This is a genomic window from Kitasatospora sp. NBC_00374 (genome assembly GCF_041434935.1).
In the GTDB taxonomy this organism is placed as follows: domain Bacteria; phylum Actinomycetota; class Actinomycetes; order Streptomycetales; family Streptomycetaceae; genus Kitasatospora.
In genome coordinates this window covers 7,893,699-7,920,345 of sequence record NZ_CP107964.1, presented here as the reverse complement: position 1 = coordinate 7,920,345, position 26,647 = coordinate 7,893,699, and the positions used below count along the sequence as shown (strand labels likewise).

Below are 26,647 nucleotides of genomic sequence, written 5' to 3'. Positions count from 1 at the left end.
CCCGCAGAGCCGAGCGAACCGGATGGCGATCCGTCGTATTTGCCGATATCGCAGTCAACTGACTGCTCGTTAGCTACGGTGAATGTCTCATCCGTACGGCGAGCGGGGGCGGAACCGAGGATGGCGGTCACCACCGGCAGACGAACCACGCTGGGCACACTGACACGCGGGCCCGCCCGCCCGTCCGATACCCCGACCCGGCTGCGCCGCGTGGCCGCCGTGCTGGCCCTGTGCACGGCCACGACCTGGGGGGCGCTGAGCCTGACGCTCTCCGGTGCCCACGGCGTGGTGACGGAGGCCGGGAGCCGGACCGTCCCCTCGATCGTCGACAGCGGGCAGGCCGCGTACTACCTGGCCGACGCGGACCGGGTGGCCGCGGCGAGCTTCGCCTCGGGTTCGGTCCGCCTGACCGGCCCCGGGCAGCAGTACCAGGACGACCTCAAGTCGGCGCACCAGGCGCTCGCCCGGGTCGCCGAGCACGACCCGACCGGCGCGGCCGGCAGTGCGCAGCTGCAGGCCGTCGCGGGGCTGCTGGTGGAGTACACCGGCCTGGTCGAGCAGGCCCACGCCGCCGAGGGCGACGGCGGTCTCGGCGGCGCGTACCTGGGGTACGCCTCCGGGTTGATGCACAAGCCCGACGACGGGATCCTGGCCCGGATCGGGCAGCTCCAGGCGGCCGAGCTGGACCGGCTGGCGCAGCACCGGCGGAGCGTGTGGACGGCTCCCGGGCTGCTGTTCGCGGTGCTCGCCCCGGCCCTGGTGGGGCTGGTGGTGCTGGTCCGTACCCAGCGGTTCCTGCGCCGGCACTTCCACCGCCGGGTGAACCCGTGCCTGCTGGCCGCGTCCGTCCTGCTGACCGCACTGGCCGGCTGGTCGGCGGTCGGCACCGTCGGCGTCGACGACGCCTCCGCGACCGCCGGGGACCGGGTGGTGCCGCGGCTGGTCGCCGCCTGGAAGGTCCGGACCGTGACGGCGGCCGCGGCCGGCAGCGACACGGCGGCGGTCGTCCGCGGCGAGCGGGCGGGGAAGCTGGCGGCCGGGTTCTACCGGTACTCCGGCATGCTCACCGACCGCGAGATCACCGCGAAGCTGGTCGACGAGGCGAAGCTGCGGCCGCCGGAGTTCGGGGGGACGCTCGCCGATCTGCTGCGGCCGGAGCTCGCCGTCGACGGGAAGCCGGGCACCACCGGTGCCACGAGGAGGGAGGCCGCGTTGCGTACGCTCCAGGACTACCGGGCGTTCGTCGCCGCTCACGACACGCTGCAGCTGGGGGTGGCGGTCGACCGGCCGGGCCTCGGCCCGAGCGCGGCGGGACCGGCGCGCACCGAGCTCGGCGGGGCGATCGCGGCGCTCGACACCGACCTCGCGGAGGTCACCGACCTCGGACGCCGGCAGCTCGCCGACGCCGTCGCGGACTCGCGCTCGGACCGCGGACTGGGCCTCGCCGTGCCGCTCCTGTGTGCGGCGGTCGCGCTGCTGTGCGGGCTCGGCCTGTGGCCCCGCATCGACGAGTACCGGGCGGTGGCCCGGTGACCGCCCGTCGCCGGCCGGCCTGGGCCGGGGGCGCCCTGGCGCTGCTGATGGTCGCGGCCTCGGGCCTGACGGCCTGCTCGCTGGGTGCGTCCCGCGAGGTCGTGCACGTGCTGGGCCCCTGGACGGGCGCGGAGGCGGACGCCTTCCGGGAGGTCGTCGCGCCGTTCGAGCGGGAGTCCGGCATCACCGTGGACTACCAGGGCTCCCGGGAGTCGGACTCCGTGCTGGCGGACCGGGTCGGCGACGGGACCCCGCCGGACCTGGCGGTGCTCAGCGGCCCCGGGAAGCTGGCGAAGTACGCCCGGGCCGGTCGCCTGGTGAACCTCGACGGCCTGCTGGACCCGCCCGGCGCGCCCGCCGGGGAGGCCCGGCAGGACGGTTACGACGTGGGCTGGACCAGGCTGGGCGCCGTGGGCGGCACGAACTACGCGGTGGTGGTCAAGGCCTCGCTGAAGAGCCTGGTCTGGTACTCCCCGAGATCCCTCGGCGACAAGGGCTGGAAGCCGCCGGAGAGCTGGGACCGGATGGTGGCGCTGAACCGGGAGGTGGCCGCCGCCGGCACCGCGCCGTGGTGCGTCGGCCTGGAGTCCGGGTCCGCGTCCGGCTGGCCGGGTACGGACTGGCTGGAGGACATCGTGCTGACCCAGTCCGGCCCGGAGGTCTACGACCACTGGACGGCGGGCGAGATCGCCTGGAGTTCGCCGCGGATCCGGCTCGCCTGGCAGACCTGGGGCGAGCTGACGGCGTCCGGCGGCGTGCTGCGCGGCGGCCGGGGCGGCGCACTGAACACCGGCTTCGGCGACAACGGCGGCTCGCTGCTGGCGCACAACCCGCAGTGCTACTTCGAGCACGCCGGGTCGTTCATCTCCGGCTACTACCGGCAGTACCGTCCGGAGCCGAAGGCCGGCGAGGACTTCGACTTCGTCCGCTTCCCCGCGGTGGACCCGGCCTACGGCGGCGATGTGGAGGTGGCCGGGGACCTGCTCGCCATGTTCCACGACTCCCCGGCGGCGCGGAAGCTGATCGGCTATCTCACCTCGGCCGACGCCCAGGCGATCTGGGTCTCCCGGGGCGGGGTGCTGAGCCCGAACCGCAAGGTGCCGATGGAGGCCTATCCGGACGGTCTGTCCCGCCGGCTGGCCCGGACGCTGCTCGACGCCAAGGCGGTGCGGTTCGACGCGTCCGACCTGATGCCGGAGCAGATGCAGAGCGCCTTCTACCGTGCCGTCCTCGCCTATGTCGACGACCCGTCCCGGCTGGACGCCCTGCTGGCCGACCTGGACCGCGTCCAGGCCACCGTGCACGGCTGAACGCCGGTCCCGGCGGTACCGGCGGACGGCGGGCGACATTCCGGCATGTACACGTTCGGCTACAGTAGGTAGTGTCAGCCCCTGCCAGCAGGGGCAGCTTCCGACCCGAGGACGGGACCATCCGTGGACGAACAGCAGGCCGGCCACCGGCGGATCTCCACCAGCACCACCTTCGTCACCGACCCCGAGCAGGACCCGGACGCGGCGAGCGCGTTCGACTGTCCCCGGGCCTGCTGCCGGGCCGACGCCCCGGCCGACAGCCGGCCCGACGACCGGCCCGACTCCCAGCCCGGTTACTGGGGCTGGCGCCGCACGCGGTAGCCCGCCGCCGACACTCCGCGACCGCGCGGGCTCCGCTCCCTCACCGGGCCGGCGGCGGAGCCCGCCCACGTCCGGCCGCCGACACCCCGACGGGACAGCCATGCGCCGCCCCGGCCCGCTGGATAGACTGGCCGGGCTTTTCCCAGTGATCAGGACCGGCCGCGCGGCGTGGCGAACGGCCACGGAACCACCCCACCGGTCCGGGGCCCGCGTCACCATCCCCGGGGAGCCGCCATGGCGGAACGTACCGCAGCATCCCGGGGCCGCTACGACCCCCGGACCACTCTCTCCGCACCCGCCCCGACCGAACCGGCCGAGGGGACGCCGACCGCCGCCAACGACCGGCTCGCGCTGAACGGCATGGGCAGCTTCGACTGGGATCTCGAAACCGGCCGCTACCACCTGGACGAGATCGGCCTCAGACTGTTCGACCTCGGCCCGGACGAGTTCGACGGCCGGCCCTCCTCGCTGGCCGCCCGGGTGCCCGCCGAGGACAGCGCCCGCCTGAACGAGGCGGTCGCCCGCGCGATGCGCGAGGGCGAGCTCACCTTCGCCGCGTACTTCCGGCTGATCCGGCGGGACGGCACCCTGTGCTGGGCCCACACCCAGGGCCGCATCCTGCGCGACCCGCAGGCCCGCCCGTACCGGGTCGTCGGCATCGTCCGGGACGCCGAGGAGGAGCTGGCCCACGCCGCCGCCATGCGCACCCTCGCGGCGGACCGCCGCCGCCAGACCGACTCCGTCCGCAACACCACCGAGGCGCTCGCCCGGGCCCTGACCGTCCGGGACGTCACCAATGTGCTGACCGACAGCGAGGGCCTGCGCCGGTTCGGCGCCGACGGGCTGGCGCTCGGCCTGGTGGACGGCGACATCCTGCGCCTGGTCGCCGTCACCCGGCAGCCCTCCGCCGAGCTGAGGGCCCTGGACGACCTCTCGGTGACCCGGCTGGAGGACCGCCTCGGCCTCGCCGAGGCCGCGCGCAGCCGCCGGCCGCAGTTCATCGGCAACGAGGAGGAGCTGATCACCCGCTACCCCAGGCTGCTGCCGTACGTGGAGCAGATGGGGATCCGGGCCGCCGCCTTCCTGCCGCTGGCGGCCCAGGCCCGGTCGATCGGCGCGCTCGGGCTGTACTACGGGGACCGCCGCCGGTTCAGCACCGAGGACCGCAACATCTGCATCGCCCTGGGCAGCGCCGTCGCCCAGTCCCTGCAGCGCGCGATGCTCTTCGACCAGGAGCGGGAGTTCGCCACCACCCTGCAGAACACCATGCTGCCGCGGCGGCTGCCGAAGATCGGCGGCGGTACGGTCGCCGCCCGCTACCGGGCCGGCCGGACCGGGCGGGAGGTCGGCGGCGACTGGTACGACGTGGTGCCCCTGCCGCGCCGCCGGATCGCCGTGGTGGTCGGCGACGTCGAGGGCCACGACAGCCACGCCGCCGCCATCATGGGCCAGCTGCGGATCGCACTGCGGGCGTACGCCGCCGAGGGGCACACCCCGGCGACGGTGGTGGCCCGGGTCTCGCGCTTCCTCGCCGACCTGGACACCGAGCGGTCCGCCACCTGCATCTACGTCGAGGCCGACCTGGAGACCGGCTCCCTGCGGCTGGTCCGGGCCGGCCACCTCGAACCGCTGATCCGGCACAGCAGCGGCCGCGCCAGCTGGCCCGCGGTGCGCGGCGGACTGCCGCTCGGCGTGGCCACCGTGCTGGGCCGCGACCAGTACCCGGAGACCCGGCTCGACCTCAACCCCTCCGACACCCTGCTGATGTGTACCGACGGGCTGGTCGAACACCGCGGGCAGGACATCTCCGAAGGGCTCGAAGCACTCGCCGCGGCCGTCCACTCCGGGCCGCCCGACCTGGAGAAACTGGCCGACCACCTGTGCACCGAACTGCTCGCCGGAACGGCCCAGGACGACGACATGGCGCTGCTCCTGCTGCGCCGCGCCGCCGTACCCGGGGCACACGCCGAACGGCAGATGGTCCAGCACGTCCACCAGGCGGACCCGGAGGGCCTGGTGGAGACGCGGACGATGCTGCGCCGGTCGCTCGCCGCCTGGGGAGCGGCCGGGCTGATCCCCGACATCGAGCTCGCCGCCGACGAACTGCTCACCAACGCGCTGGTGCACACCGACGGTGGCGCCAAGCTCACCGTCGAGCTGCTGACCCGGCCGGTGCGCCGGATCCGGCTGGAGATCCAGGACCACTCCAGCGAGCTGCCGCACCGCCGGGCGCCGGGCGAGACGGCCACCTCGGGCCGCGGCCTGCTGCTGGTCGACGCCCTGTCGGCGGCCTGGGGCGTCGAGCCGCGCGGCACCGGCAAGAGCGTCTGGTGCGAGTTCTCGCTGCCCCGGGACGGCCACCGGCCACCCGCCGTCCGGCCCGGCTGACACGCTCTCGGCGCCGCCGTCCCGGGCGTCCGCCCCGGCGGCCGCCGCAGTGCGCGGCGGCCGCCGGGGCGGACCCGGCTCAGTGCTCCTGGTGCAGGAAGGACCTGACCATCCGGCAGGTGGCGGCGGACGGCTTGTGGATCCCCAGCCGGACGGCCAGCGAACGGATCCGCCGGTTGGTCGCCTGCTGCGGGCCGTAGACACCGGAGTCGAGCAGGACGACCGCCAGGCGCATGGCCTTCAGACGGCGGTTGTGCTCGACGTACCAGGCGCGCGGCAGCCCGGCCGGCAGCGGCCGGACGGCCGGCGGACCCGCGTGGCGGGTGCGGCGGACGGGACGTGAAACGGACTTCGACGTGCGGTTCCTCGGGGCCTGCTGCGTGAGCGCGGCGACGGACATCGGCGACCTCCCAGTGCGTTGGTGGAGCACTCGCTGACAGGTCTCATTCTAGGTTCCGGCACTGACAATCCGTCGTCGGACCGACCCCGTCCGAAGCGGCACGGGCCCGGTCCGGGAGCCCGACCTCTTGGCCTCCGGGGACCAGGAGGGGTACACATGGGCATATGGCCCGAATTCCGGGTCGGTCCCGGGCTCCGTCGGCCCCCGAATCCACCGGTCGGCGCCCGCAGGACCGGCGTGAGCGCCCCGAACCGGAGCGCCGACACGGCCGGCACGGGCAGCCGCGGCCGAAGCGGCGCCGCTGGTCCTCGCTCGGCACGCGCAGTGTCGCCGGGCAGGTCTTCGTCCTGCAGGTCGTCATCGTCCTGCTGCTGGTGCTCGCCGTCGGGGTGGAGACCGTACTGCAGGCCCGCCACGACACCGCGACCGAGGCTCGCAACCGCTCGCTCGCGGTGGCCGAGACCTACGCCAACTCCCCCGGCATCGTCGCCGCGCTGAAGTCGCCCGACCCGACGGCGATCCTGCAGCCGAGCGCCGAGGCGGCCCGGATGAAGGCCGGGGTCGACTTCATCGTGGTGCTGGACACCAACAGCATCCGCTACACCCACCCGATGCCCGACCGGATCGGCAAGAAGTTCGTCGGCACCACCGCGCCCGCGCTCGCCGGGCAGTCGATCACCGAGGAGGTCGACGGCACCATCGGCCACCTGGTGCAGGCCGTCGTCCCGGTCACCGACCGTGACGGCACGGTGGTCGGGATGGTCTCGGCTGGTATCAGGACCAGCCGGGTCGCCGACACCGCGCAGCAGCAGCTGCCGGTCCTGCTGGGCAGCGCGGCGGCCGCCCTGGTCCTGGCCACCGGGGGCGCCGCCCTGGTCAGCCGAAGACTCAGACGGCAGACCCGCGGGCTCGGCCCGACCGCGATGACCAGGATGTACGAGCACCACGACGCGGTGCTGCACTCGGTCCGCGAGGGCGTCCTGATCATGGACGGGGAGGGCCGGCTGCTGCTCGCCAACGACGAGGCCGGCCGCCTGCTCGGGCTGCCGCCGGACGCCGAGGGGCGGCACATCGGCGAACTCGGTCTGGACCGCCAGGTGGTCGAGCTGCTCGACTCCGGGCGGCCGGTGACCGACGAGCTGCTGGCCTCCGGTGACCTCCTGCTGGCCGTCAACACCCGCCCCACCGACCGCCACGGCGGCCCGCCCGGCCTGGTGGCCACCCTGCGCGACTCGACCGAGCTGCAGGCCCTGTCCGGCAAGGCCGACCTGGCCCGTCGCCGGCTCAAGCTGCTCTACGACGCGGGCATCGCGATCGGCACCACGCTGGACGTGGTCCGCACCGCGCAGGAGCTGGCCGAGGCCGCCGTTCCGGGCTTCGCCGACTACGTCACGGTCGACCTCGCCGAGCCCGTCCTGCGCGGCGAGGAGCCCGGCCACGCCGCCAAGCTGCGCCGGTCCGGACTGAGCGGCATCCACGCCGACCCCCCGTTCTACCCGGTGGGCGAGGACGTCCCCATGATCCCCGGCACGCCGCGCGCCCGCAGCATGGAGAGCGGCCGTCCGGTGGCCGAGTCCGACCTGACGGAGGCCCTGTCGGCCTGGATGGACCACGACGCCCAGCGGGTCGGGCAGGTCCGCGGGCAGGGCGTCCACGCGTCGCTGGCGGTACCGCTGCGGGCCCGTGGCGTCGTGCTGGGCGTCGCCACCTTCTGGCGCTCCGAGCGGCCCGCGCCGTTCGACGAGGACGACGTCTGGCTCGGCGAGGAGCTGGTGGCCCGCGCGGCCGTCTGCATCGACAACGCCCGCCGGTTCACCCGCGAGCACGCCATGGCCGTCACCCTGCAGCACAGTCTGCTGCCCGGCGGCCTGCCCGAACAGGACGCGCTCGACGTGGCGCACCGCTACCTGCCCGCGCAGGCCGGGGTCGGCGGCGACTGGTTCGACGTGATCCCGCTGCCCGGCACCCGGGTCGCCCTGGTCGTCGGCGACGTGGTCGGCCACGGCGTGCACGCGGCCGCCACCATGGGCCGGCTGCGGACGGCGGTGCACAACTTCTCGTCGCTCGACCTGCCGCCCGACGAGCTGCTCGGTCTGATGGACGACCTGGTGAACCGGATCGACCAGGAACAGGCCAGCGGCGAGGAGGCACCGATCACCGGCGCCACCTGCCTGTACGCGATCTACGACCCGGTGTCGCTGCGCTGCACCGTGGCCCGGGCCGGCCACCTGCTGCCCGCCGTCGTCCGCCCGGACGGCACCGTGTACTTCCCCGAGGTCCCGGCCGGACCGCCGCTCGGCCTGGTCGGCCTGCCCTTCGAGACCGCCGAACTGGACCTGGCCGAGGGCAGCAAGCTGGTGCTCTACACCGACGGGCTGGTCGAGGACCGCGACCGGGACATCGACGTCGGCCTGGAGCGGCTGCGCACCGCGCTCGCCGGCACCGACCGCACGCCGGAGCAGACCTGCGCGGACGTGCTGGCCACGCTGCTGCCCGACCGCCCCACCGACGACATCGCCCTGCTGGTCGCCCGGACCCACGCCCTGCCGCCCGACCGGGTGGCCGAGTGGGAGGTGCCCGCGGACCCGGCCGCGGTCCGTGAGATCCGCGCCGGGGTGACCCGCCGACTCGACGAGTGGGGGCTGGACGAGCTCTCCTTCACCACCGAACTGATCCTGAGCGAGCTGATCACCAACGCGATCCGCTACGGCCTGACCCCGATCCGGGTCCGGCTGATCCATGAGCGCACCCTGATCTGCGAGGTGTCCGACGGCAGCAGCACCTCGCCGCACCTGAAGTACGCGGCGAGCACCGACGAGGGCGGGCGAGGGCTGTTCCTGGTCGCCCAGTTCGCCGAGCGCTGGGGCACCCGGTACACGGCGGAGGGCAAGGTCATCTGGGCGGAGCAGCACCTGCCGTGACCCTGCCGTCCGCAGGACGCGCGCGCACACTGGAAGGGTCCTGTCGCCGCAGCAGCCGAGGAGTCGGGCATGAGGAGCGCGGACATCCTGGTCGACGCGTTCGACCGGATCCGGGAGACCGTGCACGAGGCCGTCGCGGGCCTGACCGCCGAGGAGCTGGCCGTGCGGATCGATCCGGACGCCAACTCGGTCGCCTGGCTGGTCTGGCACCTGACCCGGATCCAGGACGACCACCTCGCCGACGCGGCCGGCACCGAGCAGATCTGGACCGCCGCGGGCTGGGCCGACCGCTTCGACCTGCCGTTCCCGGCGACCTCCACCGGGTACGGGCACTCCCGCGAGCAGGTGGCGGCCGTCCGGGTCGGCTCCCCGAAGCTGCTCACCGGCTACCACGACGCGGTGCACGCGAACACCGTCGGCTATCTGGCGGGCCTGGGCAGCACGGCGCTGAACCGGGTGGTGGACGAGGGCTGGGACCCGCCCGTGACCCTGGGCGTCCGGCTGGTGAGCGTGGTCTCGGACGACCTGCAGCATGCCGGGCAGGCCGCGTTCGTGCACGGGATGGTGCGGCGGCGGCGCTGAGGCTGCTGCGACAAGCCCTGATCGCCGCAGGTACGAGCACCTGCGGCGGGAGACGCCGGACCCGGTGGAGCCACCCGCGGTCGCGGCGCGGCGGATGTGGCACGACACCGTCGCGCACGGACACGTCCGGACCCGGGTCAAAGCTCGGCAAAGGCTGCCCCCTTACCTGGCATGCCCCTTTCAATGACGACACTTTGCTGCCACGCTTCCTGATGCTCCGTCCGGGCCGAAAGGCGACGGACCATCAGCCTCCGGCGGGGACGGGCGTACCCCCACACCCCCGGAGAGGACCCGATGAGAAGCAGGCTCATATCCCTCGTCACCGGTGCCGTGCTCGTCGCGGCCGCCGGCGCGGCCACCCTGGCGACACCCCACAACGCCGCCGCCGCGGACTGCACCGCTGCCCAGGTCGTCGCCAACGGCGGCTTCGAGTCCGGCAGTTCACCCTGGACCTCGTCGAGCGGCGTGATCACCGGCGGGGGTGGCCAGAGCGCCCACTCCGGCACCTCCTTCGCCTGGCTGGACGGGTACGGCTCGGCCCACACCGACAGCCTCTCGCAGACCGTGACCCTGCCGGCCGGCTGCTCCAAGGCCACCCTGACGTTCTGGCTGCACGTCGACACCGCCGAGACGACCACCTCGACCGCCTACGACAAGCTGACCGCCAAGATCGGCGGCACCACCCTCGCGACGTACTCCAACCTGGACGCCAGGACGGGCTACGTCCAGAAGTCCTTCGACGTCTCCTCCTTCGCCGGCCAGTCCGTCGCCCTCGCCTTCAGCGGGGTCGAGGACAGCAGCCTGAAGACCAGTTTCGTCCTGGACGACCTGGCCCTGGACGTCTCCGGGGGCGGCACCACCCCGCCCGACCCGCCGACCACGGACGCGACCCGCACGCCGGCCGCCCCCGCCTACACCGTCAGCCTGACCAGCGACGCCGCGGGCGGCACCTGGACCGGGCACGAGAGCGTGAGCTTCACCAACGCCTCGCCCACCGCGCTGAACGAGGTCTACCTGCGGCTGTGGGACAACTACCACGGCAGCTGCCCGAGCACGCCCATCACGGTGACCAACGTGACCGGCGGCACCGCGGCGGCGCTGTCGGTGAACTGCACCGCCCTCAAGCTCACCCTGCCCGCGCCGCTGGCCCAGGGCCAGAGCGGCTCGATCGGCTTCGACCTGGGCATCAGCGTGCCGAGCGGCGCCGACCGGTTCGGCCATGACGGGGCGTTCAACTTCATCGGCAACGCCCTGCCGCTGCTCGCCGTCCGGGACGGCGCCGGCTGGCACCTCGACCCCTACACCAACAACGGCGAGTCGTTCTACTCGCTGGCCGCCGACTTCGCCGTGACGCTGGACCACCCGACGAGCCTGCTCGTGCCCGCCACCGGCACCTCGGTGGACACCCCCGGCGGCTCGGGACGCACGGTCACCAAGGCGACGGCGAGCAGGGTCCGCGACTTCGCCTGGGGCGCCGGGCCGTTCACCAGGATCTCCGGCACCTCCCCGGCCGGGGTGAAGGTCAACGTCTACTCGGTGAGCGGGATCAGCTCCGCCAACGCCCAGTCGATGCTGAACACCTCGATCTCGGCCATCGACGCGCACGCCGGGCGCTTCGGCGCCTACCCGTACACGGAGGTCGACGCCGTGCTGGACAACAACTTCTGGTTCGGCGGGATGGAGTACCCGGGATTCGTCCTGGACCTGGTCAGCACCACCGCACTCACCCACGAGCTCGGCCACCAGTGGTTCTACGGCATCGTCGGCGACGACGAGTACACCAGCCCCTGGCTGGACGAGTCGTTCACCGACTACGCCACCGACCTGGCCCTCGGCATCACCGGCGGCAACTGCTGGAACAACGTCTCCTGGTCCTCCTCCGCCGAGAAGATCACCAACTCGATGGCGTACTGGGACGCGCACTCCTCCCGCTACTCCACCGTCGTCTACACCTACGGCAAGTGCGCGCTGCACGACCTCCGGCGCCTGATCGGTGACACCGCGATGACCAAGCTGCTCCACGACTACGCCCAGGCCCACTGGTACGGCGTCTCGACCACGGCCGAGTTCAAGGCCGCAGCCCAGGCCGCCACCGGCACCGACCTGACCTCGTTCTGGACCCAGCACCGCATCGAGGGCTGACCCGCCGACGCCGTGCCCGCCGCTCGTCCGCGGCGGGCACGGCAGGACGGCGTCAGCCGCGAGCGGGGGTCAGGCCCCGCGCAGCACCGGCCAGAGCACCTTCGGGTGGAACAGCGTCGTCGGCGGCCGGGTCAGGCCCATCACCGCGACGAAGGCCAGGCAGACGCTCTCGTCGACGGCGGCGCGGGCGATCACCCGGTCGAGGTAGCGGTGCTGGATCCGGACGGCTGCGCCGGCCGGGCCGCCGGTGGTGGTCGGGAAGCGGACGTCCTCGCTGCTGGACATCAGCCAGGCGTCGGCCGCCGCGGCCGCGATGCCCCGGCGGGCCTCCTGGGCGCCGGCCCGGCCGATGCCGTGCGCCCGGACGGCGTCGCGCAGGGCGCGGGCGCCGAGGACGGCGGTGGAGATGCCCTGCCCGTAGACGGGGTTGAAGGTGCAGGCGGCGTCCCCGACGACCACCAGGCCGTCCGGGGAACGGCGCTCGTAGTGCCGACGCACACCCGGGCCGGGCCGGAACCCCCGGACCTCGCCGGCCGGTTCCGCGCCGGCGACCAGGTCGCGCAGCAGCGGGTCGCGCAGCTGTTCCAGCCCGGCGGCGAACCCGGCCTCCCCGGGGGCGGGTTCGGCGCCGCGCATGCCGCCGACGGTGACCAGCCAGCGGTCGCCCTCCACCGGGAGCAGCACCCCGAACCGCGGCTGGTCGGGGGCCTTGGTCTGCAGGTAGACGGCGGGCATGTCCGGGTCCGCGTCGGCGGGGCGGTGGTAGAGCCTGCTGGCGTACGCGACGCCCGGGTCGACGCGTTCCTCGGGAGCCCGGGCGAAGCCCGCCTCGGCCAGCCAGTCCGGCATGGCGGAGGACCGGCCGGAGGCGTCGACGACCAGCTCGGCGTGGATCTCGGTCTCGGTACCGCCGTCGGCGCCCTTGGTCCGGACCCGTACGCCGGTCAGGCCCTCGTCGTCACCGAGCACGCCGAGGACCGCGGTGCCCTCCAGGAACTCGATCGAGGGCTCGGTGCGGACCCGCTCCAGCACGGTGTGGTCGAGCACCGGGCGGGTGCAGGACAGGAACGCCAGACCGGAGTGGAAGCGCGGCATCCAGCCGGCGGAGCTGAGCCAGCTCATCCCCCGGGGGACGTCCACGAGCCGGGCCTCCCTGGCGTCGAGCTCGGCACCGATGCCGGGGAGCAGGTCCTCCAGCGCCCGGCGGCCGCCCTCCAGCAGCAGGTGGGCGTGGTGGCCCTGCGGGGTGCCCGGCCGGAAGCCCGGCTGCTGCGGGTAGCGGTCGCGCTCGACCACGACGATGCGCCTGGCCTTGCCGCGCAGCGCCCACGCCGCGAGGCATCCGGCCAGGCCGCCGCCGATCACGACCGCCGTGCCGTACCTGCCCGTGTTCGCACTCCCCGAAGACGCCATGGGAGGAGCCTAGAGGATCGCGGCAACCCCCCGTGAGCGGTCCGCGGGCAGGGTTGAGTGGCCGTCAGGGCAGGTCGGCCGAGGTCAGCCCGCCAGTGTGGTGAGGTCGAGCCGGGCGAGGCGCTCGGGGTCGGCGAGGATGTCGATCTCGACGATCAGGCCGCGCACGACCGTGAAGCCCATCACCGAGAGCGGCTTGCCGTCCGGCGCCGTGACCAGCCCGGCCGCGCCGTTGACCAGGGCGAGCCGGGAGAACCGCGCGTACCGGGAGAACGCGGCCGCCTGCCCGGCGACGGCCCGGGCGCCGCGCACCACCTTGGACCCGCCGACGGCCAGGGCGCCGCGGTCGGCGCGCAGCACGACGTCCGGGTCGAGCAGGGCGACCAGCGCGTCGAAGTCGCCGCCGCGCGAGGCCGCGAGGAAGGCGTCGACCACCGCCCGCTGGCGGCCGAGGTCGTCGGGCACCCGCTCGGCGCCCTGCACCCGGCGGCGGGCCCGGCTGGCGAGCTGGCGGGTCGCGGCCGGCGTCCGGTCCACGATGGGGGCGATCTCCTCGAACGGCACGGCGAACATGTCGTGCAGGACGAAGGCGAGGCGCTCGGCGGGGGCGAGCGACTCCAGCACCACCAGGAGGGCCAGGCCGATCGAGTCGGCCAGCAGTGCCTCGTGTTCGGGGTCGACCCCGTCCACTCCGCTCACGATCGGCTCGGGGACGTGGACGCCCTGGAGGTCCTCGCGCCGTGCGGTGCGCGAGCGCAGCACGTCCAGGCAGACCCGGGACACCACCCTGGTCAGCCAGCCGGCGAGGTTCTCGATGCCGTCGCTGTCGGACCGGCTGAGCCGCAACCACGCCTCCTGCACGGCGTCGTCCGCCTCGCTCAGCGAGCCGAGCATCCGGTAGGCCACCGCGCGCAGGTGGCCCCGGTTCGCCTCGAACCGCTCGGCCAGCCAGTCGTGCTCGTCCATTGCCCTGTTCCCCTCGTCGTGTTCCGTCACCACTGAGACGTTCGGGAGCCCCGCGATGTGACAGCGGCGGGGTCACCCGGCCCGGAAGCGGCCGAAAACCGTTCCCGCACGTGCCTCAAGAAGCGCGGCGTCGTTGAACTGATGAATGGACAGCGTCCACGTCTCGTCGACGGAGATCCCACCGCGGGCGTCTGCGGGCGCCCGCCCGAGTGCCGGATCGGATGAACCATGGAGGGCGAGAGATGGGCGTTGTGCGCGACAAGCTGCTCGAACTGGCGGGTGGCGACCGCGAGGCGTACCTGGCGGAGCTGGTGGCCGGCGAGGTCAACGCCGTACTCGGGCGGGACCGGCACCGGCGGATCCCGGGGACGGAGCCGTGGCGCAGGCTCGGCGTGTACCGCCATCTCGCCGAGGACCTCCGGCTGCGCCTGGGCAGGCTGACCGCGCTGCCGCTCCCCGCCACGCTGCTGTTCGACTGTCCGACCCCGCAGGACGTGGTCCACCGGCTGCGCGACCAGCTGCTCGGGGAGCGGGCCGAGATCGCGCCGGTGGCCGCCGAGGGCGACGGGCCGCAGGACGACCCGGTGGTGATCGTCGGGATGGCCTGCCGCTATCCCGGCGGGGTCGGCTCCCCGGAGGACCTGTGGCGGCTGCTGACCGAGGGCCGGGACGCGGTCGGCGGGTTCCCGCGCAACCGCGGCTGGGATCTCGACGGGCTGTACCACCCGGACCCCGCGCACCACGGGACGACGTACGCCCGGGAGGGCGGGTTCGTCCACGACGCCGACGAGTTCGACGCCGGGTTCTTCGGCATCGGGCCGCGCGAGGCGACCGCGATGGACCCGCAGCAGCGGATGCTGCTGGAGGCGTCCTGGGAGGCGGTCGAGCGGGCCGGTATCGACCCGCTGGCGCTCAAGGGCAGCCGGTCCGGGGTGTTCGTGGGCATCGCCTACCAGGACTACGGCCCGAGCTGGTACGAGGCGCCCGAGGAGTACGAGGGCCACCTGCTGATGGGGAGCCTGACCAGTGCCGCGTCCGGCCGGATCTCGTACACGCTCGGCCTGGAGGGCCCGGCGCTGACCGTCGACACCGCCTGCTCCTCCTCGCTGGTGGCGCTGCACCTGGCCGCTCAGTCGCTGCGGGCGGGCGAGTGCTCACTGGCGCTGGCGGGCGGGGCACAGGTGATGGCGACGCCGGGGGTGTTCCTGGAGTTCAGCCGCAAGCGGGGACTGTCCCCGAGCGGGCGCTGCCGGTCCTTCTCCGACGCCGCCGACGGCACCGGCTGGGCCGAGGGGGTCGGGGTGGTGGTGCTGGAGCGGCTGTCGGACGCCCGCCGTCACGGGCACCGGGTGCTGGCACTGGTCCGCGGGACGTCGGTCAACCAGGACGGTGCCAGCAACGGCCTGACCGCCCCCAACGGGCCCGCCCAGCAGCGGATGATCCGGCAGACCCTGGCCAACGCCCGGCTCGCCCCGCACGAGGTGGACGCGGTCGAGGCGCACGGCACCGGCACCGCGCTCGGCGACCCGATCGAGGCCCAGGCGCTGATCGCCACGTACGGGCAGGGCCGGGCGGCGGGGCTGCCGCTGCTGCTCGGGTCGATGAAGTCCAACCTGGGGCACAGCAAGGCCGCGGCGGGGATCGGCGGCGTCATCAAGATGGTGCTGGCGATGCAGCACGGGCTGCTGCCGCGCACGCTGCACGCGGAGGAAACGTCCCGCCGGGTGGACTGGACGGCCGGGGCGGTCGAGGTGCTGACCCGGGCCCGCGAGTGGCCCCGGACCGGGCGGCCCCGGCGGGCGGCGGTCTCGGCCTTCGGGGTGAGCGGCACGAACGCGCACGTCATCCTCGAACAGGCGCCGCAGCCGGTGCAGTTGCCCGCACAGACCGTCCGCCGGCCGGCGCCGGCCGGGGCCCCGCTGCCGTGGGTGCTCTCCGGCCGGGACGAGGCGGCGCTGCGCGGCCAGGCCGCCCGGCTGCACGCGTACCTGGTCGAGCATCCGGACACGGGGCCGGCCGACACCGGGTACACACTGGCCCGGCGCAGCCGTTTCGACCACCGGGCCGTCCTGGTCGGCACCGGACGGGAGGACCTCCTCGACCGGCTGGCCGCCCTGGCCGAGGGGCGGGCGCGGCCCGGCCTGTTCACGGGTGTCGCCACCGGAGCCGGGCGGCTCGCCTTCCTGTTCACCGGGCAGGGCAGCCACCGGGTCGCGATGGGCCGCGAACTGTACGCCGCGCACCGGCCGTTCGCGGCCGCGTTCGACGCGGTCTGCGACGCACTCGACCGGGCCGCGGGCCCTCGCTTCGACCGCCCGGTGCGCGAGGTGCTGCGGGCCGTCCCCGGCACCGCCGAGGCCGCGCTGCCGGCCCGCACCGACTGGGCCCAGGCCGCGCTGTTCGCCCTGGAGGTGGCGCTGTTCCGGCAGTTGGAGGCCTGGGGTGTCGTCCCCGACCTGCTGCTCGGCCACTCGGTCGGCGGGCTCGCGGCCGCGCACGTCGCCGGGGTCTGGACCCTGGAGGACGCCTGCACGGTGGTCGCCGCCCGGGGCCGGCTGATGCGGGAGTGCCGCGCCGACGGGGTGATGGTCGCGGTCCGGGCCGCCGAGGCCGAGGTCCGCGAGTCGCTGGCCGGGCTGGAGCACCTGGTCGCCGTGGCGGCCGTCAACGGCCCCCGCGCCACCGTGCTCTCCGGCGACCGCGAGGCCACCCTGGCGGTCGCCAGGCGCTGGGCGGAGCGCGGGCGCCGCACCAAGTCGCTGAACGTCGGCCACGCCTTCCACTCCCCCCACCTGGACGGGATGCTGGACGCCTTCCGGCAGGTGGTGGCCGGTGTCACCGCGCAGCCGGCCCGCATCCCGCTCGTCTCCGACCTCACCGGCCGCCCCGCCGGCGACCACGAGCTCGCCGACCCCGGCTACTGGGCCGACCAGGTGCGCGGCACCGTCCGGTTCCTCGACGGCATGCGCACCCTCCAGCAGGAGGGCGCCACCCACTTCCTGGAGCTGGGGCCCGACCCGGTCCTCACCGCGCTCGGCCACGAGTGCCTGGACCACGCCGCCGACCCGGCGCCCGTCCTGCTGGCGGCGCAGCGCGGCGACCGGGCGGAGAGCCCCGCCCTGGCCGAGGCGGTGGCGCAGCTGCACGCCACCGGCGTCGCCGTCGACTTCGCCGACCGGTTCGGCCGGGCCGCGCCGGCGGACCTGCCGACGTACGCCTTCCAGCGCCGCCGCTACTGGCTCGACGCACCCCGGCTGGCCTCCGGGCGGGCCGCCCGGGGCGGCTCGCCCGGCCGGTACCGGGTGGGCTGGCAGCGCGCCGAGGCCCGGCCCGGCGCGCCGGGCGGGCGCTGGCTGCTGGTGGTGCCGGACGGCGGCGCCCGCGCCACGGCCGACCTGCTGGCCGGTGCGCTGGCCTCGGCCGGCGCGACGCCAGTGCTGCTGCCGCTCGGCGGCTCGGCGCGGGACCGCGAGCGGCTGGCCGGGCGGCTGGCCCGGACGCAGGCGGGCGGGCCGGCCTTCAGCGGGGTGCTGTCGCTGCTGGCGCTGGACGGGTCGCCCGACGCCGGGCAGCCGGTGCTGTCCGCGGGGCTGGCCGGTGCGGTCGCCCTCGCGCAGGCGCTCGCCGACCTCGGCTGGCGCAGCCCGCTGTGGTGTGTGACCAGCGGCGCCGTGTCGGTCGGTGCGGGCGACCCGGTGACCGATCCCGGGCAGGCCATGCACTGGGGGCTCGGGCGGACCGTCGGCCTGGAGCGGGCCGGGCAGTGGGGCGGCCTGGTCGATCTGCCGCCCTCGGCCGGCCCACGCGAGGCGGAAGGGCTGTGCGCGGCGCTGGCCGGGGTGGACGGCGAGGACCAGATCGCCGTCCGGGCGGACGGACGGTGGGTCAGGCGGCTGCTCCCGGCGGGCCCGCCGCGCCCGCCGGCCCGGCCCTGGCAGCCGCGCGGGACGGTACTCGTCACCGGGGGCACCGGTGCGCTGGGCGCCCGGGCGGCGCGCTGGCTGGCCGGGCACGGCGCGGCCCGGCTGGTGCTGACCAGCCGGCAGGGCCCGGACGCGCCGGGCGCCGCCCGGCTGACGGCCGAACTGGCCGCGCTGGGCGCGCAGGTGACGGTGGTCGCGTGCGACGTGGCCGACCGGGACGCGCTGGCCGCGCTGCTGGCGCCGCTGGCCGGCGAGCTGACGGCGGTGGTCCACGCCGCCGGGGTGAGCGGCCGGTTCGTCCCGCTCACCGAGACCGAGCCGGCCGAGTTCGCCGAGGTGGTCCGCGCCAAGGCGGCCGGCGCCGTCCACCTGGACGCGCTGCTCGCCGGGCATCGGCTCGACGCCTTCGTCACCTTCGCCTCCATCGCCGGCACCTGGGGCAGTGGCGGCCAGGGCGCCTACAGCGCCGCCAACGCGTTCCTCGACGCGCTGGCCGAGCACCGGCGGGCCCGCGGGCTGCCCGCCACCTCGGTCGCGTGGGGCCCGTGGGCCGAGAACGGGATGGCCGCCGACCCCGCGGTGGCGGACCAGTTGCGCCGCCGCGGGCTGGTGCCGATGGCCCCGGAGCCGGCGGTCGAGGCGCTGTGGCAGGCGGTCGCCGAGGGCGAGACCACCGTGACCGTGGCCGAGGTGGACTGGGAGCGTTTCGGGGCGACCTTCACCGCCGCCCGGCCGAGCCGGCTCTTCGACGCGCTCCCCGGACGGTCCGCGGCCGGTCCGGCCTCCGGACCGGTTCCCGGACCGGAGGCGGAACCGGCTCCGGCGCCCGCCGACGGCTTCGCCGCGCTGTCCGACGCCGAACGGCCCGGTGCGCTGCTCGATCTCGTCCGCTCCCGCGCCGCGGCCCTGCTCGGGCACGGCTCGCCGGACGAGATCGATCCGGCCCGCAGCCTGCTCGACCAGGGGTTCGACTCGCTCGCCGCCGTCCGGCTCTGCCAGGAACTGGCCGCGGCGACCGGGCTGCGGCTGCCCACGCCGATGGTGTTCGAGCACCCGACCGCCCGGGCGCTGGCCCACCACCTGGCCGGCGAGCTGGCCGCGGCAGCGGCCCGGACGGCCCGGCCCACGGACACCGCCTCCGTGCCCGCCCAGGCGGGCCACGACCGGCCGGGGTCGAGCTGGTCGGGCAGCATCCGCCGGCTCTACCGCAAGGCCTGCGCGGACAACCGCTACCTCGACGGCCTGGAGCTGCTGAGCGCGGCCGCCAGGATCCGCCCGGTCTTCCGCAGCGGTGAGGAGCCGGCCCACCGCCCGGCACCCGTGCGGCTGGCGGAGGGCGAACCCGACCTGCCGGGCCTGGTCTGCCTGCCGCCGATCATCGCGCCCTCGGGCCCGCACAACTACGCGCGGCTGGCCGCCCAGCTGGCCGGCCGGCGCAGCGTGTACGCGTACACCCATCCGGGGTTCGGCGACGGCCAGGCACTGCCGGAGAGCTGGGACCTGACGGTCGATCTGCACGCGCGGGCCGTCCGGCGCGACTTCGCGGGCCGGCCGTACGCGCTGGCCGGCTACTCGTCGGGCGGCTGCTTCGCGCACGCGGTGACCGACCGGCTGGAGGCACTGGGCGCGCCGCCGGCCGGGGTGGTGCTGCTGGACTCGCTGCCGCTGGTGGAGGGCGCCTGGGCCCGGATCCGTCCGCTGTTCCGGACGATGGCGCTGGACGACCAGGCGTTCGCCCTGATGACGGACGACCAGCTCACCGCGATGGCACACCATCTGCGGCTATTCGAGGGCTGGAAGCCGACGCCGCTGCGGACTCCCATGCTGATGGTCCGCGCCACCGACCCCGTCCCCGACTGGGAGGACGACTGGCTGACGGACCGGGACTGGGAGAACGTCTGGCACCACGGCCACCGGACCGTCCTGGTCCCCGGGGACCACTGGTCCCTGATGAACGAGAACGCCGAGTCGACGGCCGAGGCGCTGCACCGGTGGCTCCTCGAACCCGCCCGGCCCACCGTCCGCCCGTACCGGTAGGCCCGGGCACCACCTCGCTCGAACGGAGAGCAGTCATGGAAGCAGCCCAGCACCACCGGCCGACCGACGCCTACAGCACGGGCGTCCTCGGCAAGCACCTGCCGACCGAGTTCGACCGGCTCCGCGCACTGGAGCGGACCCTGGACCCGACCTCGATCTCGATCCTCGAAGGGCTCCCGCTCCGACCGGGCTGGCACTGCCTGGAGATGGGCGCGGGGGCGGGCTCGATGGCCTACTGGCTGGCGAAGCAGTGCCTGGCCGGGCACGTCCTGGCGGTCGACGTCGACCCCCGGTACCTGGACGCCGGGCGGGCGGCCAACCTGGACGTGGCGCAGCTGGACCTGGCCACGCACGACTTCCCGGCCGGCTCCTTCGACCTGGTCCTCAGCCGCGCCGTGCTGTCGCACATCCCCGAGCGGGACCGCGTCCTGCGCGAGGCCGTCGGCTGGCTGCGGCCCGGCGGCTGGCTGGTGGTCCAGGACTTCGTGCTGCTCGCCCCCGAGCCGGCCGCGGCCTCGCCACTGACGCCGTTCATCAACGCCATGATCCTGGCCGGACCCCGGCAGGGGAACGACTCACGGTGGACCAGGCGGATGCCGGCGGCCCTGGCCGGTCTGGGCATGGAGCGGCCGCACCTGCGGATGACGCCGGTCACCGCCGGCCTGGGCGGCCCGGCCGACGAGCTGTGGCGGATCTCGCTGCGCCAGCTCGGCCCGGTCTTCGTGGAGAGCGGCGCGATGACCCGCGAGGAGGCCGACACACTGGCCGACGCCCTGGAGCGGGGCACCCTGGTGGACTTCTCCTTCGTCTTCGTCTCCGCGTGGGCCCGCCGGCCCCTGGTCGGCCGGCCGCGCTGACCCGCTGAGCGCCGGCCCGGCCTGCGGCCGCCGGCCGCTCAAGGGGCGGCCGGCTCCAGGCCGGTGACCTTGACGACGTGGTGCAGGCTCGGTTCGGCGAGCCGGCCGTGGAGTTCCACGAAGACCCGGCGCGCCTCGACGGCGTTCCAGTCGGCGGGGAGCAGCTCGGTGGGCAGGCCCGGGTCGAGGTAGGGCAGCCGGCGCCAGGCGTTGAGCATCGGCACGTAGTCGCGGAACGCCTCGACGTCGTCGATCCGCGGGTACTGCCGCAGCTCCTCGGCGACCGGCCGGTAGGTGTCGGTGAACGCGGCGTACTGCGCCTCGATGGCCGGGAAGTCCCACCAGGAGCTGACGGCCTCCTTCAGCTCGGCGAAGCCCGCGTAGTCGGAGGTGAAGAGGTGGACGTACTCGGCGAGGCCGAGCCGCTGGAGCATCCGGCGGGCGTCGGGCAGCAGCCGGGCGGGGGCGAGCCAGACGCCCGGGGAGGCGTTGCCGAAGCCGAGCCAGGTCAGCCGGGAGCGCAGCTGGTGGCGGTGGGCCCGCTCGGACTCGGGCACCGAGAAGACGGCGAGCACCCAGCCGTCCGCCAGCCGGGCGGGTTCCAGGCTGCCGAAGATCCGGCGGTCGCCCTCGTCGAACACCGGGCCCAGGTCGGGGCCGAGGCGGTAGCCCGTCCCGTCGCGGCGTTCCTGGACGAGGGTGTCGGCCTTCTTCAGGCGGGAGATGGCGGAGCGCACGGCCGGTCCGTCGACGTCCAGTTCGGCCATCAGGGCGATCAGGTCGGCGATGGAGATCCAGCCGCCGAGGCGGCGGACGAACTCCCCGTAGACGGTGCTGATCAGGGAACTGGGCCGGGTCGCGGTCTCCGACATGGTCGCCTTCCTCCGTGGATATCCAGGTGATCATACCCACGGGGTTTCGGGCTCCCGGGGGCCGCGAGGGGCCGGGACCGGGCCCACGGCGCGATCTCCACCGGGTCGCCGAACCGCAGCCGTGCCGGGTGCCGCGGCGGCTCAGCCCTCGGCCCGGGCCCAGCGGCGGAGTTCGGCGCGGTGCAGCTTGCCGCTGGGGTTGCGGGGCAGCTCGGGGACGAACTCGACCGCGCGGGGGTACTTGTAGGGCGCGATGGCCTGCTTGACGAAGGACTGCAGGGCCCGCGCGGTCTCCTCGCCCGGCTCGACGCCGGGGCGCAGGACGACATAGGCCTTGACGACCGCGCCGCGGCGCTCGTCGGGCGCGCCCGCCACCGCGCAGTCCAGGACGTCGGGGTGGGTGATCAGGGCCTGCTCGACCTCCGGGCCGGCGATGTTGTAGCCGGCGGAGACGATCATGTCGTCGGTGCGCGCCTGGTACCAGAAGTAGCCGTCCCGGTCGCGGACATAGGTGTCGCCGGTGACGTTCCACCCACCGCGTACGTAGCCGGCCTGGCGCTCGTCGTCGAGGTAGCGGCAGCCGGTCGGGCCCTTGACGGCCAGCAGCCCCGGCTCGCCGTCGGGCACCGGCTTCCCGTCCTCGTCCAGGACGGCGGCCCGGTAGCCGGGGACGGGCCGGCCGGTGGCCCCGGGGCGGATGTCACCGTCGGCGGCCGAGATGAAGACGTGCAGCATCTCCGTGGCGCCGATGCCGTCGATCAGGCGGAGCCCGGTGGCGCTGTGGTACGCCTCCCAGACGGCGAGCGGCAACGACTCCCCCGCCGACACGCAGCGGCGCACCGCGGACAGGTGCCCGGCGAGGCCGGCCGCCATGATCGCGCGGTAGGCGGTGGGCGCGGTGAACAGCACGCTGACCCCGTACTCGGCGGCGGCGACGGCGAGTTGCTCGGGTGTCGCCTGCTCCAGCAGCAGGCTCGCCGCCCCGGCCCGCAGCGGGAAGACCACCAGGCCGCCGAGGCCGAAGGTGAACGCCAGCGGCGGCGTGCCGGCGAACAGGTCCTCCGGGCCCGGGCGCAGGATGTGCCGGGAGAAGGTGTCCGCGTTGGCCAGCACGTCGCGGTGGAAGTGCAGGGTCGCCTTGGGGCGGCCGGTGGTGCCGGAGGTGAACGCGATCAGGGCGACGTCGTCGGCCGCGGTGTCGACGGCGGTGAAGATCCCGGCCTTGGCGGCGCAGCGGACGGTCAGGTCGTCGGGGCCTGTGCCCCCGAACGGGACGGTCACCGTGTCGGGCGCCTCGACGGCCCGCAGGTCGTCGAGGTGGCGGTGGTCGCACAGGGCGATCGCGGGCGAGCCGACCTCGTACAGCGCCGACAGCTCCGGTGCCCGCAGCAGGGGCATGGTGGTGACGACCACCCCGCCGGCCTTCAGGACGCCGAGCCAGCAGGCCACCATCCAGGGGTTGTTGGGGCCGCGGAGCAGTACCCGGTTGCCGGGCAGCAGGCCGAGGTCCTCGGTGAGCACCTGCGCCACCTGGTCGGCCCGCAGCCGCAGGGCGCCGTACGTCCAGCGGTCGGTCGGCGTGATCAGGCAGCGCCGCTCGGGGCCCCAGCGCTCGACGGTGTCGTCGAGCAGGACCCGGGCGCAGTTCAGGCGCTGCGGATAGGCCAGTTCGGGGAGTTCGAAGAGCAGCTCGGGCCACTGCTCGGGCGGCGGCAGCCGGTCACGGCAGAACGTGTCGACATGCGCGGAAGGGGAGAGCTCCACGGGCACACCTCACTCGGGACAGCGGGGAGTGAGGCAAGTATGCCGGGACCATGACGGCAGTCAATGGTTCGGGATATCTCCGCGCCGCAGACCCTCCGATCGAACCTCACCGACCACCCTGCCGCAGCCGACCGGTCCCGGCAGCCCGAGCGTTGTCACCCCTTCCGCCGTCCGGAGCAGTCCGCCCCCGAACCCGCCGCCGCTCAGGCGCGGTCCACCGGCGGCCGCCAGGGCTGGAACCAGGGGTCGGGCCAGTTCTCGGCGGCGGCCAGCAGCGGGTAGAGGGTCGCACCGTCGAGGCTCTCGCGGATGATGTCGGCGTGGCCGCCGTGGCGGGCGGTCTCCTCGATCAGGTGGAGCAGGACCCAGCGGACGGACCACGCCGCCACCTCGGCCGGGATCCACGCCATCCCGGGCGGCACCGGTACGGCCCGGCCGAGGTCGGCGATGCCGGCGATCACGGCGTCCGTCGCACGGGCCGCCTCCTCGTACCGGGCCAGCACACCCGCGAGGGTCTCGTCGGGGCCGAGCACGAACTCCGAGCCGTCCGGCTCGTCCTCGGCCGGCACCAGGGCGCCGTCGCGGCCCAGGACGAGGTCCGTCCAGCCGCGTTCGCAGCGCGCGGCGTGCTTGATCAACCCGGCGATGCTCAGCTCGCTCGCCGACGCGGGCGTCCTGGCCTGCTCGTCGGTCAGGCCGTGGGCGGTGACGCGCAGCCCTTGGCGCTGCTGGGCGAGGAAGGCGAGCAGGGCCGTGCGCTCGTCGGCGACCGGAGGGGCGAGTCCAGGCATGCGGTGTCGCCTTTCGTGCAGGGGTGGGGTCGGGTGCCGTTCCGGCCGGCGGTCCGCGTGCGCGGGTGGGCCGGGAGGGCATGGTGACGACCCTCCCGCCCGACCGCCCGACCGTCAAGACCTTGCGGAAACTTGCTGCAAGAGTTTTCAGCCCGATCCCGGGGCCCGGACTACGCGGCTCCGATCGCCTGCTCGGTCCAGATGGTCTTGCCGGCCCGGGTGAAGCGGCTCCCCCAGCGGTCCGCGAGCTGGGCCACCAGGAAGAGCCCGCGCCCGCCCTCGTCCGTGTCCCGGGCCCGGCGCAGCCGCGGCTGGGTGTTGCTGGGGTCCGACACCTCGCAGACCAGGACCCGGTCGCGGATCAGCCGCAGCCCGACCGGCCCGCCGGCGTAGCGGATGGCGTTGGTGACCAGCTCGCTGACGACCAGTTCGGTGACGAAGCCGAGGTCGTCCAGGTCCCACGCGGCCAGCTGGCCGATCACCAGTTCGCGGGCGTGCGAGACCACCGACAGGTCGGCCTCGAGCTCCCATTCGGCGACGTGGCCGGGTTTCAGCTCGTGGGTGCGGGCGAGCAGCAGGGCGACGTCGTCGACGGGGGCGGTGGGCAGCAGCCGGTCGAAGACGGACCGGGTGATCCGGTCCAGCGGGAGGTCGGGGCGGGTGCTGTCGCCGAGAAGGTGGCAGAGCCTGGCCATGCCGTCCTCGATGTCGTCCTCCCGGCCCTGCACGAGTCCGTCGGTGAAGAAGGCGAGCACGGCGCCCGCGGGGACGCCGAACTCGGTCACCTCGAAGGGCAGGCCGCCCAGCCCGAGCGGCGGCCCCGGCACCAGGTCGAGGACGGCGGCAACGCCCCCGGGCGGCAGCACGGCGGGCGGCGGGTGGCCCGCCGTGGCCACGGCGCAGCGCTCGGTGACGGGGTCGTAGACGGCGTAGAGGCAGGTGGCACCGAGGACCGCGGGTTCGGCGCGGGAGATCTGGGTGTCCTGTTCGGTCGAGAAACCCAGCACCAGGTCGTCGAGGTGGGTGAGCAGCTCGTCGGGTTCGAGGTCCAGGTCGGCCAGGGTCTGGACGGCGGTGCGCAGGCGGGCCATGGCGGCGGTGGCGTCGAGTCCGTGGCCGACCACGTCGCCGACCACGAAGGCCACCCGCAGGGAGGGCAGCGGGATGACGTCGAACCAGTCGCCGCCGACGCCGGCGCCGCCGCCCGCGGGCTGGTACATGCCGACGGTCTCGGCCGCGGTGAGGCGGGAGACCGCGTGCGGCAGCAGGCTCCGCTGCAGGGCGACGGCCGAGCGCCGCTCCTTGGTGTAGCGGCGGGCGTTGTCGACGCCGAGTGCGGCGCGCGCGGCGACCTCGGAGAGCAGGGCGGTGTCCTGGTCGACGAAGGTGTCGGGCAGCAGGCTGCGCCACACGGTGACGCTGCCGAGCACCAGGCCGCGGGCGTACAGCGGGACCGCGACGCAGGAGTGCGCGCCCTCGGGGACGAGCAGCCGCTGCTGTTCGGGGGCCAGGGCGAGGCTCCGGCGCAGCAGCGCGACATCCGGGACGAGCACGGGCCGGCCCGCGGTCAGCGGACGCGTCAGCTCGTTGTCGGGCACGGACGGCAGCGCCTCGCCGAGCGGGACGAGGTGCTCGGCCGAGACCTCCGGGCCGCGCGCGGCCGCGACCCGGCGCAGGCGGATCTCGCCGCCGGCGCCGGGCAGCGGCGGCTCCTCGCCGCTGAGCACGCTCTCCGCGAGGTCGACGGTGGCCAGGTCGGCGAAGGCGGGGACGAGGAGGTCGACGAGGGTCTCGACGGTGTCCATGATGTCCAGCGAGGCGCCGATGCTCGCCGCGGCGATCCGGGACAGCTCCTGCCGCCGGCGCTCACGGTCCTGCGCGGGGGCGGCGGTCGCGGCCACGGGGGCGACCAGCACGAGCCAGTGCCGCGCGGGGCCGGGCTCCGCGGCCGGGTCCGCGGTCAGCGGCACGATCGTGCAGGCGAGCCGGACGGGCTCGCCGCCGCGGTCCACGGTGGTGTGGGTGGACCACGACCGGTGGCCCCCGGGGGCGGGACCGGGCAGCAGCCCGGCGAGGGGGTCGCAGGGCGCGCCCGGGGAGCAGCCCAGCAGGGCTTCGGCCGAGGGCGTGCAGAGGGCCACCACGCCCCGGTGGTCGAGGACGACCGCCGCGGAGTCGCCGCCGGGGGCGGGGTGCCCGCCCTGGCTGCCGCTGTCTGATTCGCGCATGCCGCCCCGTTCCTCGCTCGGCCCTCGCGTTCATTCTGTCCCCGTGCGCGGGCCCCTGCGACCTCGTGTCCGGGCCCTGCGGCCGGGCGGTGCGGGCGGCTCGGACGGACGCCGGCAAGCCTCCGCAGGCTACACACCGCGACTCCGCGATCACTCACCATCGACAACACCCGGGACGCCGTGGCGGCGCGGTTCGGCC

Annotated in this window: 16 protein-coding genes; 9 read left to right on the top strand and 7 right to left on the bottom strand. The window is 75.0% G+C overall.

Going from position 1 to position 26,647, the window contains the following annotated elements; all coding sequences use genetic code 11:
• Nucleotides 1-120: 120 nt before the first annotated feature.
• The 4 genes from OG871_RS34445 (at nt 121) to OG871_RS34430 (ending at nt 5,552) form a co-directional block, all read left to right on the top strand.
• Nucleotides 121-1,533 carry a hypothetical protein gene (locus tag OG871_RS34445; protein WP_371502203.1) on the top strand — a complete coding sequence of 471 codons (1,413 nt, stop codon included), beginning with the start codon at nt 121-123 and terminating at the stop codon, nt 1,531-1,533.
• Nucleotides 1,530-2,843, top strand: a complete 1,314-nt coding sequence (locus tag OG871_RS34440) for an ABC transporter substrate-binding protein (protein ID WP_371502202.1) — start codon at nt 1,530-1,532, stop codon at nt 2,841-2,843. The genes OG871_RS34445 and OG871_RS34440 overlap by 4 nt, the downstream gene beginning before the upstream one ends.
• Before the next feature lie 123 nt (nt 2,844-2,966).
• On the top strand, nt 2,967-3,164 hold the full coding sequence (locus OG871_RS34435; protein WP_371502201.1) for a hypothetical protein: 198 nt from the start codon (nt 2,967-2,969) through the stop codon (nt 3,162-3,164).
• A 234-nt stretch (nt 3,165-3,398) separates the two neighbouring features.
• The gene (locus OG871_RS34430) at nt 3,399-5,552 is read left to right on the top strand and encodes a SpoIIE family protein phosphatase (RefSeq protein ID WP_371502200.1); all 2,154 of its coding nucleotides are present in this window, start codon (nt 3,399-3,401) and stop codon (nt 5,550-5,552) included.
• Between the two features lie 79 nt (nt 5,553-5,631).
• On the opposite strand, the gene OG871_RS34425 is transcribed toward OG871_RS34430, so the two are convergent.
• The gene (locus OG871_RS34425; protein WP_371502199.1) at nt 5,632-5,952 is read right to left on the bottom strand and encodes a hypothetical protein; all 321 of its coding nucleotides are present in this window, start codon (nt 5,950-5,952) and stop codon (nt 5,632-5,634) included.
• 164 nt (nt 5,953-6,116) lie between these two features.
• Here OG871_RS34425 and OG871_RS34420 point away from each other — a divergent pair, with 164 nt between their 5' ends.
• The 3 genes from OG871_RS34420 to OG871_RS34410 all read left to right on the top strand — a co-directional run bounded on the left by OG871_RS34420 (nt 6,117) and on the right by OG871_RS34410 (nt 11,597).
• Nucleotides 6,117-8,873: a SpoIIE family protein phosphatase gene (locus tag OG871_RS34420; protein ID WP_371502198.1), complete on the top strand. Its 2,757-nt coding sequence runs from the start codon at nt 6,117-6,119 to the stop codon at nt 8,871-8,873.
• Nucleotides 8,874-8,942: 69 nt separating this feature from the next.
• Entirely contained in the window at nt 8,943-9,455 is a 513-nt protein-coding gene (locus OG871_RS34415) for a DUF664 domain-containing protein (RefSeq protein WP_371502197.1), read from the top strand.
• Between the two features lie 294 nt (nt 9,456-9,749).
• A complete protein-coding gene (locus tag OG871_RS34410) occupies nt 9,750-11,597 on the top strand; it encodes a M1 family aminopeptidase (RefSeq protein WP_371502196.1) in 1,848 nt (615 codons plus the stop codon).
• A gap of 69 nt (nt 11,598-11,666) precedes the next feature.
• On the opposite strand, the gene OG871_RS34405 is transcribed toward OG871_RS34410, so the two are convergent.
• On the bottom strand, nt 11,667-13,010 hold the full coding sequence (locus OG871_RS34405) for an NAD(P)/FAD-dependent oxidoreductase (RefSeq protein WP_371502195.1): 1,344 nt from the start codon (nt 13,008-13,010) through the stop codon (nt 11,667-11,669).
• Between the two features lie 84 nt (nt 13,011-13,094).
• Nucleotides 13,095-13,976, bottom strand: coding sequence for an RNA polymerase sigma factor SigJ (gene sigJ / locus OG871_RS34400; protein ID WP_371502194.1), 882 nt, complete (start codon nt 13,974-13,976; stop codon nt 13,095-13,097).
• Nucleotides 13,977-14,218: 242 nt separating this feature from the next.
• On the opposite strand from sigJ, the gene OG871_RS34395 reads away from it, so the two are divergent.
• The gene (locus OG871_RS34395) at nt 14,219-19,936 is read left to right on the top strand and encodes a type I polyketide synthase (protein ID WP_371502193.1); all 5,718 of its coding nucleotides are present in this window, start codon (nt 14,219-14,221) and stop codon (nt 19,934-19,936) included.
• 35 nt (nt 19,937-19,971) lie between these two features.
• The gene (locus tag OG871_RS34390; RefSeq protein WP_371502192.1) at nt 19,972-20,793 is read left to right on the top strand and encodes a class I SAM-dependent methyltransferase; all 822 of its coding nucleotides are present in this window, start codon (nt 19,972-19,974) and stop codon (nt 20,791-20,793) included.
• Nucleotides 20,794-20,831: 38 nt separating this feature from the next.
• Here the strand turns inward: OG871_RS34390 and OG871_RS34385 are convergent, their stop codons facing one another.
• The 4 genes from OG871_RS34385 to OG871_RS34370 all read right to left on the bottom strand — a co-directional run bounded on the left by OG871_RS34385 (nt 20,832) and on the right by OG871_RS34370 (nt 26,448).
• Nucleotides 20,832-21,665 carry a PaaX family transcriptional regulator C-terminal domain-containing protein gene (locus OG871_RS34385; RefSeq protein ID WP_371502191.1) on the bottom strand — a complete coding sequence of 278 codons (834 nt, stop codon included), beginning with the start codon at nt 21,663-21,665 and terminating at the stop codon, nt 20,832-20,834.
• Nucleotides 21,666-21,806: 141 nt separating this feature from the next.
• Nucleotides 21,807-23,429: an AMP-binding protein gene (locus OG871_RS34380; RefSeq protein WP_371502189.1), complete on the bottom strand. Its 1,623-nt coding sequence runs from the start codon at nt 23,427-23,429 to the stop codon at nt 21,807-21,809.
• Between the two features lie 203 nt (nt 23,430-23,632).
• On the bottom strand, nt 23,633-24,220 hold the full coding sequence (locus OG871_RS34375) for a DinB family protein (protein WP_371502188.1): 588 nt from the start codon (nt 24,218-24,220) through the stop codon (nt 23,633-23,635).
• 170 nt (nt 24,221-24,390) lie between these two features.
• Nucleotides 24,391-26,448: a SpoIIE family protein phosphatase gene (locus OG871_RS34370; RefSeq protein WP_371502186.1), complete on the bottom strand. Its 2,058-nt coding sequence runs from the start codon at nt 26,446-26,448 to the stop codon at nt 24,391-24,393.
• Nucleotides 26,449-26,647: the final 199 nt, after the last annotated feature.